14 protein-coding genes are annotated in these 13,162 nt (G+C 33.1%); 1 reads left to right on the forward strand and 13 read right to left on the reverse strand.

Annotated features, from left to right (window positions below; all coding sequences use genetic code 11):
• Genes BVF91_RS01210 through BVF91_RS01240 form a run of 7 tightly spaced genes read right to left on the reverse strand, consistent with a single transcriptional unit; the run spans position 1 to position 6,965 of the window.
• Positions 1 to 663 carry a PIG-L deacetylase family protein gene (locus BVF91_RS01210; protein WP_085111711.1) on the reverse strand — a complete coding sequence of 221 codons (663 nt, stop codon included), beginning with the start codon at positions 661 to 663 and terminating at the stop codon, positions 1 to 3.
• A complete protein-coding gene (locus BVF91_RS01215) occupies positions 660 to 1,544 on the reverse strand; it encodes a methionyl-tRNA formyltransferase (RefSeq protein WP_085111712.1) in 885 nt (294 codons plus the stop codon). The genes BVF91_RS01210 and BVF91_RS01215 overlap by 4 nt, the downstream gene beginning before the upstream one ends.
• 1 nt (position 1,545) lies before the next feature.
• Positions 1,546 to 2,709: a UDP-N-acetylglucosamine 2-epimerase gene (gene neuC / locus BVF91_RS01220; protein WP_085111714.1), complete on the reverse strand. Its 1,164-nt coding sequence runs from the start codon at positions 2,707 to 2,709 to the stop codon at positions 1,546 to 1,548.
• Positions 2,710 to 2,713: 4 nt separating this feature from the next.
• Positions 2,714 to 3,832: a LegC family aminotransferase gene (locus BVF91_RS01225; RefSeq protein WP_085111715.1), complete on the reverse strand. Its 1,119-nt coding sequence runs from the start codon at positions 3,830 to 3,832 to the stop codon at positions 2,714 to 2,716.
• On the reverse strand, positions 3,825 to 4,811 hold the full coding sequence (locus BVF91_RS01230) for an NAD-dependent 4,6-dehydratase LegB (protein WP_085111716.1): 987 nt from the start codon (positions 4,809 to 4,811) through the stop codon (positions 3,825 to 3,827). The genes BVF91_RS01225 and BVF91_RS01230 overlap by 8 nt, the downstream gene beginning before the upstream one ends.
• A gap of 31 nt (positions 4,812 to 4,842) precedes the next feature.
• The gene (locus tag BVF91_RS01235) at positions 4,843 to 6,612 is read right to left on the reverse strand and encodes a motility associated factor glycosyltransferase family protein (protein ID WP_085111717.1); all 1,770 of its coding nucleotides are present in this window, start codon (positions 6,610 to 6,612) and stop codon (positions 4,843 to 4,845) included.
• Complete coding sequence (locus BVF91_RS01240; RefSeq protein WP_085111718.1) at positions 6,612 to 6,965, reverse strand: DUF8042 domain-containing protein; 354 nt, start codon at positions 6,963 to 6,965, stop codon at positions 6,612 to 6,614. Before BVF91_RS01240 ends, BVF91_RS01235 begins: the two co-directional genes overlap by 1 nt.
• A gap of 246 nt (positions 6,966 to 7,211) precedes the next feature.
• Here BVF91_RS01240 and BVF91_RS01245 point away from each other — a divergent pair, with 246 nt between their 5' ends.
• Complete coding sequence (locus tag BVF91_RS01245; protein ID WP_085111719.1) at positions 7,212 to 8,225, forward strand: endonuclease; 1,014 nt, start codon at positions 7,212 to 7,214, stop codon at positions 8,223 to 8,225.
• 391 nt (positions 8,226 to 8,616) lie between these two features.
• Here BVF91_RS01245 and BVF91_RS01250 read toward each other — a convergent pair whose 3' ends face one another.
• The 6 genes from BVF91_RS01250 to flgK all read right to left on the reverse strand — a co-directional run bounded on the left by BVF91_RS01250 (position 8,617) and on the right by flgK (position 13,151).
• Positions 8,617 to 9,435, reverse strand: coding sequence for a flagellin N-terminal helical domain-containing protein (locus tag BVF91_RS01250; RefSeq protein ID WP_085111721.1), 819 nt, complete (start codon positions 9,433 to 9,435; stop codon positions 8,617 to 8,619).
• A gap of 122 nt (positions 9,436 to 9,557) precedes the next feature.
• Positions 9,558 to 9,785 carry a carbon storage regulator CsrA gene (csrA, locus tag BVF91_RS01255; RefSeq protein ID WP_085111722.1) on the reverse strand — a complete coding sequence of 76 codons (228 nt, stop codon included), beginning with the start codon at positions 9,783 to 9,785 and terminating at the stop codon, positions 9,558 to 9,560.
• Positions 9,772 to 10,215 carry a flagellar assembly protein FliW gene (gene fliW / locus BVF91_RS01260; protein ID WP_085111723.1) on the reverse strand — a complete coding sequence of 148 codons (444 nt, stop codon included), beginning with the start codon at positions 10,213 to 10,215 and terminating at the stop codon, positions 9,772 to 9,774. The genes csrA and fliW overlap by 14 nt, the downstream gene beginning before the upstream one ends.
• 22 nt (positions 10,216 to 10,237) lie before the next feature.
• Positions 10,238 to 10,795: a DUF6470 family protein gene (locus BVF91_RS01265; RefSeq protein ID WP_085111725.1), complete on the reverse strand. Its 558-nt coding sequence runs from the start codon at positions 10,793 to 10,795 to the stop codon at positions 10,238 to 10,240.
• Between the two features lie 12 nt (positions 10,796 to 10,807).
• A complete protein-coding gene (flgL, locus tag BVF91_RS01270; RefSeq protein WP_085111726.1) occupies positions 10,808 to 11,698 on the reverse strand; it encodes a flagellar hook-associated protein FlgL in 891 nt (296 codons plus the stop codon).
• Positions 11,699 to 11,714: 16 nt separating this feature from the next.
• A complete protein-coding gene (gene flgK / locus BVF91_RS01275; RefSeq protein WP_085111728.1) occupies positions 11,715 to 13,151 on the reverse strand; it encodes a flagellar hook-associated protein FlgK in 1,437 nt (478 codons plus the stop codon).
• Between the last annotated feature and the right edge of the window lie 11 nt (positions 13,152 to 13,162).

The raw sequence follows: 13,162 nt of genomic DNA on the forward strand, positions 1-13,162 counted from the left end.
CTAATCTTCTATAAATTTTAAAATTCTAAAACCTTCAGCATATCTACAACCTGAAGCACAACCTCTAATTAGAGCTAAAGACTTTACACTATCTTCGCTTCTTGGAAAAGGGTGCTCTTTAATCTCATCATCATAAATATTTAATATTTTAATCTTTTTCTCAATAAAATCACTAATATCTATAAAGTAATTTGGAACAAAACCATTATCAGAATTTGCATAATCAGATTCAGATGGAATTTCCATCATTAAAATACATTTAATAAAAGGAAATCTAAAAACTTTCGTACACGAATTTAAAACATCAAAAACGACTTTATGATCTGAATGAATATCGTATCTATACGGTAAAATTATTCTATTAGGCTCAATTTGTCTTATTATATTTGATACCTCCTCTATTAAATCTTTTTTATGATACTTATCTAAACCGGATGGTTGCAATTTTAAATTGTAAAAGTAATCAAAATCATACGATTTAATCACATTATTAATTTGACTAGTTCTCTTATCTACTTCAGTTATAGAATATCCATATTCCTCCTTCTTATCAGTAAAATTTAACCAAGCAATTTTATATCCATTCTTCTTATATCTAAGTATTGTGCCTCCGGCTCCAAGTGTTTCATCATCTGGATGTGGAGAAACTACCATTAAAATCATAAATATTCACCTTCCATAATTATTTCTCCTAAATCACAATCCGTAATCTCAATGCAATTATCTCCTGCTTTTATTAATAATACACCATTGTTATTTTTAATAACTTTGCCAGGTTCTAAATTGTCATATCTATTAGTTCTTACCTCATTTACTTTCCAAACCCTAACTTTTTTATTCTTATAAAAAAAATATGCACCAGGATAAGGCCTAGTTAAAGCCCTGACTAAATTATAAATTGTATATGATGACATTCTCCAGTCTATCTCTCCGTCTTTTTCGCTTCGCTTTCTCCAATAATTGGATATAACATTATCTTGTTTAATTGTTTTATAAGTTCCATTTTCCAATAAAGGAATAAAATTTTCAATTTGTTTAAGTGCAATGGATGTAATCTTTTCATATAAACTTTTGGCATCATCTGAATAATTTATTTCAATTTTCTCCTGTGATAAGATATCACCACTATCTGCATCCTCATTCATAAAGAAGAATGTAGATCCTGTCTCCTTTAAGCCTAGCGCCAATGCCCATATTATCGGATGTCTACCTCTATTTTGCGGCAACAAAGCTGGATGATAGCCTAAAACTCCCATTGGAGGTATATTCAATAGTTCCTTTCCTATTAGCTGTGATAAGCCAAAACAAAATATAATATCTGGTTCTTTACTCTTTATATACTTTATAGTTTCAAATTCGTTAATATTATTAAAATATTTATATTCCAAATTATTGTGAATACATAATTCAGATAAATTTACAAAATCAGAATTATACTTAGATTTTTCTTTTGTTAATACAGACACAATATTACAGTTTAATTCTATTAATTTTTCTAATATCCTCTTTGAAAATTCAACAGTTCCAATAAATAATATCCTCACTTTACATCACCATATCATAAAAAGTCTTCTTAATTGATATATTTGTATCTAAAATCTTCTTAAGTATATTTATTATTCTTTCTGATGATTTGCCATCACCATATGGGTTATCAATAGTTTTACATAATTTTTTAAATTCTGTAGACAATGCTTTTTTTAGTGCCAATACTATCTTTTCAGAATTCGCTTCACAATCTATTACACTTTTCGCCTTTATTCTTCCCTTTTGTCTGTCTCCGATATTTACTGTTGGCTTTTTAAATGTTGGTGCCTCAATTATTCCACTTGATGAATTCCCTAATATAACATCAACATTTTTCATCAAAGATAAATACTTTAAGCGTCCTAACGAAGTAAAACTTGCTGCCCTATCTGTATTAGTTTTTACATAGTTATCTATAAGCATAGATATAATTCTACCATCTGTATCGGCATTAGGTTTTGTAAATATTATTTTTACATTTTTAAAACTATCCAAAGCCTTTAATAATTCAATAAATTGGGCCTGTGAAGTATTATTTTCAAGTGTAACAGGATGATATGTAACTAAAATATTTACTTCTCCTAACTTAAACGACAATTCTTCTTGTAAATCTTCCCTTGAAAGCAACTTAATATTTTCTATATTGTCAATTCCTAAAGCCCCCACATTAAAAACTCTTTCAGGATTCTCTCCAAGTTGAATAACTCTATTTTTATAAACCTCGGTAGATGTAAAATGATATGTACTCATTTTTGTTATCGAATGTCTAATAGCATCATCAATTAGACCTTCAGTTAATTCTCCTCCATAAAGATGAGCTATTGGTATTTTAGCAACTAAACATGCTACAGCAGCAGCAAATGTTTCAAATCTATCACCCAATAAAATTACTATATCAGGCCTTAATCTATTCAATGCATCTGCAAAACCAATTATTCCTAACCCTATTGATTTTGTAATGCCTATTTCTGAATCACTTGATAATAGCATTTCTATTTTTTCATTTATCTCAAATCCATCATCAATAATTTCTTTAAAAGTTAATCCAAATTCAGGCGATAAATGCATTCCTGTAACTATTATTTGAAGATCAAATAAATTTGTTTCTTTAATTTTTTTTAATAGAGGATAAAGTAAACCATACTCTGCTCTTGTACCTGTAACAACTGCAATCTTCTTCATATACTCACCTCTTTTTTATACCTAAAATATCTAATAAAGTTTTTGCAACATATTTTATATCTTCATAAGTATTTAATGTTGAACCAGGTAAATTTAAGCCGTTTTCATATATTTCATAAGAATTACTATAGCTTCCTTTCTTGTATTTTTTATAAGGAGGAAAATCTACTATAGGATTAAATATTCTTCTTGTTGGAATGCCCCTTCTTTTTAATTCATCTTGAATTTGAGGTATAGCCATACCTACTTTTTTACAATCAATTTTTACTGAAGGTAACCAAGCAGAACTTTCTGCACTTTCATATTCTTTTTGCAAAGAAATTTCTTCAATCCCATCAAAAATTTCCTTGTAAATCTCAAAATACATCCGCTTTTTTTCTAAAAATCCTGCCAATCGGTCAAGTTGAGCAATTCCTAAAGATGCTTCTAAATTTGTCATTCTATAATTAAAACCTATTTCTGTATGAAAATAGCCTTGAGTCATATCCCTCGCCTGATTTACCAAAAATCTTATATGTGAGGCCCATTTTTCATTATTCGAAGATACCATACCCCCTCCTCCTGTAGTTATTACTTTATTACCATTAAAGCTAAAACATCCTACATGGCCTATTGTCCCTGTCATACTTCCTTTATATGAAGCTCCAAGACTTTCCGTTGCATCTTCTATAACATAAATATTGTTCTCCATTGCTATCTCCATTATTTTATCCATATCACATGGATTGCCATATAAATGTACAGGAATAATTGCTTTTGTTTTAGGTGTAATCGCTTTTTCTATTTCTCTTGGATCTATGTTCCATGTGTCTTTATCAACATCAACAAATACAGGAGTTGCTCCGCAGTAAACTATCGGATTAACAGTCGCAACAAATGTAATAGAAGGAACTATAACCTCATCACCGTCTTTAATGCCTAATTCATAAAGTGCCATGTGCAGTGCTGCTGTTCCACTTTGAACCGAAACACAATGATTTACATTTAAAAATTCAGCAAATCTTCTTTCGAATTCAGGAACAAAAGGACCAGCAGTAGATACATAACCACTTTCAATGCATTTCACTAAATAGTCCTTTTCTTTATCGCCTAAATTAGGCGAATCAAGTTGTATATTATACATTATATACCTCCGATTTATATAAGCTGATATTATCCTTAATCCATCTAATCGTTTCTTTTAGCCCATCTTCAAGTTGATATTCGGGTCTCCAATCAGTATATTTCTTTATTTTAGAGCTATCACATACTAATCTTTCAACTTCACTTTTTTCTGGTCTAAATCTTTGTTCGTCTTGTACTATTTCGATATTAGCATCCATTAACTTTAAAATCATCTCTACTAAAGAACCTATCGAAATTTCATGTCCAGAACCAACATTTGTAATGTTCCCAACTAGTTCATCACATTCAGCAATTTTTATAAATCCATTAACTGTATCAAAAACAAAATTCAAATCTCTTGTAGGTTTTAAATTGCCAATTTTTGTATATTTTTCTCCATTTAATATCTGAGTTATTATAGTAGGAATAACAGCTCTTGCTGATTGGCGTGGCCCATACGTATTAAAAGGTCTCACAATTGTTACAGGTAAATCAAATGAATTATAAAAACTTAAAGCCAAATTATCAGCACTTATTTTAGTCGCTGAATATGGTGACTGCGGTTGCAGTGGATGTAATTCATCAATTGGTATGTATCTTGCCGTTCCATAAACTTCACTTGTTGAAGTATGTATAACTCTTTCTATATCAAGCTCTCTTGCAGATTGCAATACATTGTATGTTCCTTCTATATTAGTTTTTATATAGGCAAGAGGTGATACATAGGAATATGGAATTCCAATTAGCGCTGCCAGATGAAATACAACATCCACTCCTTTCATAGCATCTCTAACACTATCATAATCTCTTATATCACCTCTATAAATTTCGATCTCATCTTTATACTTAGACTTTTCTAACCAACCCCAATTATTATTAGAATTATACCTAACAAACGCTTTTACTTTTGCACCTATTTCCACTAATCTTTCTGCTAAATGGGAACCAATAAATCCTCCTGCCCCTGTAACTAAAACTTTTTTATTTTTTAAGTTCATCACATATCCTCCTAAAAAGTCTTCAACTTAATCATTGTTTGATTTCGTCAACTGTCTTTAATGCTTTCTTTAAACCTTCCAATGACTTCTCTATCGCTTCATATATTCCTTGATAAAGTGTATATGACATCATTGCAATTCTTAATTTTTTTTGCTTTTCCGTCTCATCCTTTTCAGGTTTAAAACCTTTTAGAACTTTTGTAGTAACTATGTTTAATATAGAAGTTATATACAAAAAACTATCTTTTGAGTTTTTTAATCTTTTGTCTATTTTATCTAATATTGATACTATATGAGATACGTCTGCGTTAACATCCTTCTGATATTCATTATACATTTTTTTTGAAAGCTTTGCAGCACGAATACAGTCATTTTTAATTTTTTCTAAGTTTTTAATTGCATCTTCAAACTCTTTTATAAATCCATCGATCTGCCTTTTATCTAATTTAATCTTTCCGTTTTTCAATGTACTGTCTATCTCATCACTTATATTTATTTCTCTTTTCATAAACAGCTCGATTGCTTCTTTAAATCTTATTATTTTAGTTCCTTTTATAAGAGCACCACCTTCTGTAGCATTTATGTATATCCTATCCGAATGCCCATATATATAATTTTCAAACCATGTCTTAAACGAAAGCAAAACACGATCAGTCAAAACTTTTTCTTCAAAGTTGCCTTTAACATATATGTACTCTTTTCCGTCAGTATTCTCTTTTATTCTGTCTTTTTCATAAGTTGTCCCAGATGCATGTGTCCTATGATCTGAATACGCTAAATCTTGCCCCATAAAAATAATAGGGTTGCATCCTAACATATATGCAAAATCCAAAGATAAATTAGCTACAGATGGCCCTGTGCTTAATTTTCCAAAATCTAACGATAATTTGTCACTAAGCAATTTCGTATATTCTGATGCAATCTCTGCAATGATAAGTGGCCCCTCATATTCTTTTAATATTTTAGGATATAAAGTCAAATCGTACACGAGTGGAGATTTGACTTTATGTCCATCAAAATGCTCAAAATTCTTTTTTCCACCATCTATTGATACAACAAAATCCGGTTCAATATTTTTTTTCAAAAGCGCTTTTAAAGCTGTCCCAACACATATTATGACACATTTACCCTTTGCTTCTTTTAATTGATCAATGTTTTTGTCAAGTGAAGGACCAGCAGAAACTATTACTGCAGGAATATTTTTAAATACATCAAAAAAAGACTTAACAGGTACACTTCTAAAAACAAACTCCAAATTCTCCATAAAATTTGATTGCCATTGTTCAGCAAAATAAAGTGCCGTATTCCTATTAATTCTCATAGAATTAATAGTTTCCAGCAAGCATTTATTAAATTTTTCATAATATTCTCTAAAAACGATAGGATACTGTTTAAATTCTTTATATACAACATTTTCGAAGTTGTCCCACGGTATATAAGCCTGCAGTATTACATTTAATTTTTCTTCTGATTCTTCACTTATAAAATATAAATTCTGTCTATTTTTAAATTTATCGTAATATCCATTATTTAGTGCAAATTGAAATATTTCATTTGATGGTTCAACCAATATCAGCCGATTATTGGGTGATAATCTACCTAAAAGATAATTAACATGATAGCCTAATCCTATACCATAGATAATCAATATAGATTCATCATTAATTTCAATGACATCAGCCCATTCTTTTGCTTCTCTGTCTGGATAATAAGAACTATGTAAAAAATTTCTTTTTCTTCCATCCATATATACCAAAGTGTCATTACCATCTTTGGCTTTTAAAATTTCGAATGAACTCATCAGTTAAGCTCTCCTTTTTTGCAGTGATTCATATATCCAAATAATATATCCTTAATCTCATAATTCAGCGAATCAGATATTAATTGATAATCTGAGTTTTCAATTCCATTCATTAATGCGTTTAGACTCTCATTCACTTTTTCAACATCCAAATCAAAGCCATGAAAAGGCATAGTCAATGTTATTGCTTTTATTGACCAATTAAGCCCATCTATAACACTTATAAGCAACGAATTTGTTTCTGCGTACCTACCTTCATCTATTAACCTTATCACATCATCTATACCATTAATAAGCCTCGGCACATACTTAAGGCTCTCTTCTACTGTTTCTTTCATCATATCATTAAGCATATAAACCCACCTAACATTTTTACATTTCTACAATAATTATCGGCTTAATAGAATGAAAGTTTAAGCTTATAACAATATTATTTTATACTTAGATTAGTCGCACACGATATTTCTATTTGTAATTTTTGGTATATAAGAAATGTAAAAAGGCAGACGCGTACCCATGATGGGCGTATGTATATTTGACTTACATTTTTAAAATACATTATAATATAACAAAACATTCGTTCGAAAGTTGGTGCTATTGTGGATAAATTAGAATATATACAAAAATATTATCCTAATACGGACAATAAAGTTTTAGCACAAAAACTAGGTATAACTGAACAATCCGTGAGGCGATTAGCATCAAAATATGGTATAAGAAAAAGTCCTGATTACATAAGAAAGCAGCATGAGTCACTAACAAATGCTCGTAAAGAAAAATATATTGCAAATATTCCAGATATCCATCCAAATAATTATCAGCTAAATATAATCGTCGGTAGTATTCTGGGAGATGGAAATTTATCATACGCGCCAAGAGGTAGAAATGCTTTTTATAGAGAGCATTTTTGCCAGCAACAATATGAATATAGATTCTGGAAATGTGCACAGTTAAGGAATTTAGGTTTTAAGATAAACAGAAATAATACTCTTCAATCAATATCGCACCCAATATTTTCAGATTTATATGAGAAATTTTATATTAATAAGCATAAAACCATAACATATGATAATATTAAGTTACTTAATGAACCTGTTGGAATTGCCTGTTTATATATGGATGATGGCAGCCTCGTAATTTCAAAAAATAATAAACACAATATAACTGTAAATCCTATTATAACATTATATACACTGAATTTTAGTAAAGAAGAAAATATGATAATGCAGGAGCATATTTATAAAACTTTCAATGTTAAATTTAATTTAAAAAAGCATCCAGATGGCAAAAAATATATTTTAACAATTGGAAAAAGAGAAGAAGTATTTAATTTTTTAGACATTGTAAGACCATATGTTAGTCAAATAGCAAGTATGAACTATAAATGGGATATAGAAAAAAGGATTGACGATGAGTGCAAAAAGGATAAGCGAATAAACACAAGAACTTTTTACAATAGGAAGTTTTTATCGTACACTGATGAAGATATCGATAAAATTATCGATATGAAGCAAAATGGCTATAAGGACAAAGATATTGCTAATAGGTTGAATAGATCGTATTGGGGCATCGTATGGAAAATAAGAGATCTAAAATCTAAGAATATGATTTAAGGGAGGCTCTGCCTCCCTTTTGTATTATCTTAGTAATTGTAATACTGTCTGCGGTTGTTGATTTGCCTGAGCTCTTCCAGGCCGATATCTTTCGATATCGAATAGATCATATCTTCATCCTATATCAAATAGGAGCCGGGCACTTCGGGATTCATCCCTACGGACTTCATCACCATGAGTTTTTCTTTTAGGTGGTATGTCCTGATCGTTGAACCTTCCCCAACCTTTCGGTACAGGGGCTTGGCTGCTGATTGCCCAATCCTTATACTTTTTAACCTGTCACATTTATCCTTTCGGATTATGTTGTAGGGTATAAGGCTTAAGGGTTTTCCAGCAATTCACCCGGTGGTAATCCTGAAAATTACTCTTCAGGACGCCTGTGTGAAATAGCTTATGCAGCTATTCCCTCAAGCATTGCTGTGGCTGCTTGGTTTAGTATGTTGTCCTTTGTGAATTCCATCATCTCTTGAGCCATGTCTACGTCTCTTATACGTGAATTTGCAGCCGTCAAATTTTCTGATGCTGTGCCAAGGTTGTTTATTGTGTGCTCAAGTCTGTTTTGATATGCACCTAAATCAGCTCTCTGACCTGAAACTTGATTTATAGCTTTATCTATAACATCAATTTGAGCTGATATACTAGCTGCTGAAACACTACCACCTGCCGAACCTACAAATATAGAAGCTATACTCATGGCAGCAGCTGACGCTTTTAAGGCTGATGCACTCATTTTGCCAATAGTAATAGATATAGTCTGACTATCATTAGCCCCAATTTGCAATGTAACATTAGCAGTGCCATCTAAGAGATTTTTTTGATTAAATTGTGTCGTAGTAGCTATTCTATTGATCTCTTGTTTAAGCTGATCAATTTCCTTTTGAATATTAACTTTGTCTGTATTAGTATTTGTATCATTTGATGCTTGAACTACTAATTCTCTCATCCTTTGAAGAATTGATGTTGTCTCATTTAATGCACCTTCTGCTGTCTGCAAAAGTGATATACCGTCTTGCGCATTCCTTTGAGCTTGATCTAAGCCAGCTATCTGCGCTTTCATTTTCTCAGATATTGCAAGTCCTGCTGCATCATCTGCTGCACTGTTGATTCTGTAACCTGATGATAATTTTTGCAATGCTTTTTGTGTGTTTGTGTTGTTTGTCTCAAGTGCTCTCCATGCGTTTATAGCACTTATGTTTGTGTTGATTACCATATTTTATTCCTCCTTGAATTTTTATTTGGCATCCATGCCATATTGACCATAGATCTTTCACAGTTGGCCAACTGCTTATCATTTGTTTCACACTATATATATCGATTTTATTTTTTTTTACTTTAGCCTTTTTTTATAATTTTTTCTAATTTCTCAAGCGATGATTTATCTATATTAATCGCCTTTTTATTTTCGTCTTTTACTTCTAAAAGCTCTTTTCTTACGACAGTTACATTCTTTGGAGCGGATATGCCTATTTTTACATTGTCGCCATCGATACTAACGATCTTTATCTCTACATCATCCCCTATAATCAAAGACTGCCCTGTCTTACGGCTAAGTATCAGCATTTTTTAACTCCTTAAGTATAGGATGCTTTATCATGTACTCATCATTGTCGAGAAGTATCTGCATCCCTTTATTGTTTTCTGCATTTATGATTATAGGGGCTTTTAGGTTGGCAGTCATTTTTTCGATTTCATCAGGTATTACGACGATGGCAAAAACGAGAATGTGGTTTAAGTCTTTTATGTCCAACGCTTTTACCGTCTCCACATCTAATTCGATTTTATAGTCTTTTATTATAGCTTTAGGATCGATTATCACAAATGCTATATCCGTATCATCGAGGGACTGAAGCCACTTAAAGGGGGTAAATTCTTCAGAGCTTAGAAGAATGAAGCTTTTAAGTCCCTCGAAGCCTGGTATACCTTCCTCAAAGTGAATTACATCTTCTTCGCTGTAGCTGACAACGCCAAAATTTCTTGTCTCTATATCCATTGCTCATGCCTCTCTTTCAAATTCAAACTATCGCATCCACATTCTGACCTATGTAGTCGATTTTTATAGACGGATACTGAAGCATATATATATTTACATTTGCCCTTGTCGCATCTATTTCAGGTTTTTTTGGTGTAACATCTATATACGCTTTACCATCCTGCCAGTTTATGTTGAGATAACCGTCAAACCATATCTTAGGCCTTGATTTCGGCATAAGGTCTACATTGAAGTCTATGTTTTCAACACCTGCCTGAGACGCTAACTCTGGTATGACATTCTGATGGTTTTCTATTGATGCCAAGGCATCCCCATCTTCAGCAATTTTCCCTATGGCTTCAAGGCCTATCTGGTAGCTTCTTTCCGCTTCGTCGTGTATAAGGTCAAATACGCTTTTAAGTCCAGACTCGTAAAAGCACTGATACTGATCTATATGAACCTGTGGCAATTTCTGATCAATCTCTACCTTTGGCATCTCCTGATGTATATTAAGATCTGCATTCTGATTGTGTATATTAATTGCGGCAGGAATAGTGTCAATGCCTATCCTGCCGAACGTTTGATGTATTGCTATATCCATAGTACCATTCCTTTACCTCAGGAAATCTACTAATGATGGCTGAATGATCATGGCACCTGATGCTAATGATGCTCTGTACACATTATCATCCATCTTTAAATTAGTGATGACCTGCGCTATGTCTGCATCTTGATTTTTGGAGAGTAGCGCCGTAAAGTTATAGTTATCATCACTTAATCTATTTGCGGTAAGATCTACCCTATTCGCTTTTGCCCCTGCATCAGCCCTGATTGATAGGATATTTTGCAATTGGTTGTCTATATCTCCTATTATGTTGCTGACAGCTTGGTTATCTCCCGATTTTAATTTATCTGAAAGCTTGTCCATCACATCAAGAAGCTGCGATGAACCAGCAGATACATCAAATACCTTATCGCCTGTCACATTCACTTGTATGGTATTGCCACCCGCGCCTACCTCAAACTTTATGGCGCCATCATCGCCAGCGTAGCTATTGTCTATATCGTTAAAAGGCTTTGTATCAGTCTTGTATCCGGCGAATATGTATCTTCCATTGTACTGTGTATTGCCTACTTGTATAATTTGCTGTTTTAACTGATCTACCTGTGCCGCTAAGTTTTGCATGTCACTTTGAGTGAGCGTACCATTGGAACCCTGCACTGCTAACTCTCTGGCATTTTGCAGCATATCTCCTATTTGCCCTAATGCCGTATCAGTAAGGCTAAGCCACGACTTTGCATCGTCTGTATTCTTCGTATATGCGTTATTTCTCGCAATTTCTGTCTTTATCCTTAAAATACTGGCCACTGCAACAGGATCGTCTGATGGCTTACTTACTTTTTCACCAGTTGACAGCATATTTTGATCTTTCTGAAGCCTTTCAAGATTTTTGTTGTAGTCATTCATAAAATCCATAACAAGCATGTTATTGGTTACTCGCATTGTCTACACCTGCCTTTTACGTTACTCCCATTTTATTTATAAGCGTATCTAAAAGCTCATCCATGACGGTTATCATCCTTGCTGATGCTTCATAAGACTTTTGATATTTAAGCATATTCGTCATCTCTTCATCCAGAGAAACGCCAGACACAGATTGTCTGTTGTAATCAACCTGTTTCACCATTGTGCTTTGATTTGTCTGCATCTGATTTGCCTGCTGTGCATCAACACCAAGGTTGGAAATCAAAGAGCTTATAAAATCATCCAACGTTCCATTGTTCAATCTGCTGATCTTCGCATCTCTAAGCGCTATGAGATTCAATACATTTGTATTGTCTCCAGGCAATGAATTAGGATCTGATGCTGCGGCAATCTTTTGAAGCCCATCATCCGCAAGTATGTCTGATGAAACTTGTATATTTTTAGCATATTCAGTAGTTGGATTATATGTAGTATCTGTTATGTTGAAAAAATTGATGCCTGTGCTTCCATCAAGCCCATACCCTTTAGAATGCTGTGCATTAAAAACCGTAGCAAGGTTGTACGCAAACTGATTCAATTGCTGTTTATAGTAAGGTATCCCTTTCACACCATTTGTGCCATCGCCATCTCTCATATCCAGAAGTCCTCTTAATATACCACCTGTCGGGTTCACAGGTGTTCCCGCAAGATCCCACTTTATTGTCCCTGTATTGTCTATGCTCATTGTGTAAGCATTGTTCCCATCCACAAGAGCTTGTCCGCTTATATCTACTCTGAAATTCCCATTTGAATCTTCATAAGTATTTATGTTGACTATCTCAGAAAGCTTATCTACAAGTAAATTTCTCTGATCTCTCAAGTCATTGGCAGTCTGGCCTGTAAGCTCAAATCTGTAGATCTCATTGTTCAGTTTCGATATTTGTTCTGCATATGAATTGATTTCCTGCACTCGACTTTGAATGGTGCTATTTATTTGGTTTTCTTGGTCATCAAGATGCTGATAAATAGTATTAATGGTATCTGTAAGTGATATGCCATTTTCTCTAACTTCAGCTCTTACTTCAAGGCTTTCCGGGTTTTTTGACAAATCTTGAAGTGAATTAAAAAAATTGTCTAATACGGTTGTGATTCCCGTATCAGATGGCTCGTTTAAGATGCCTTCTATAGAAGACAATGTATCTGATTTCGTCTCCCATTCACCAAGTGTAGTATTTTCTCTCCTGTACTGCTGATCTAAAAATTGGTCTCTTATCTGTCGATAACCATCAACATTGACGCCACCTCCTATGGCTTTGCCCCATTGGTCAGCCATACCGTAAGTTGTAGGAGGTGCTATCGCAGACAGATCTATGACTTGTCTCGTATACCCAGGCGTGTTTGCATTTGAGATATTATGTCCCGTCAAGTTAAGCGCCTGTTGGCTTGCAAAGAGACCTGTTTTTGCTATCTCCAATCCTTGAAAAGTAGACACTGCCTTTCATT

This window comes from Thermoanaerobacterium sp. PSU-2 (assembly GCF_002102475.1).
In the GTDB taxonomy this organism is placed as follows: domain Bacteria; phylum Bacillota; class Thermoanaerobacteria; order Thermoanaerobacterales; family Thermoanaerobacteraceae; genus Thermoanaerobacterium.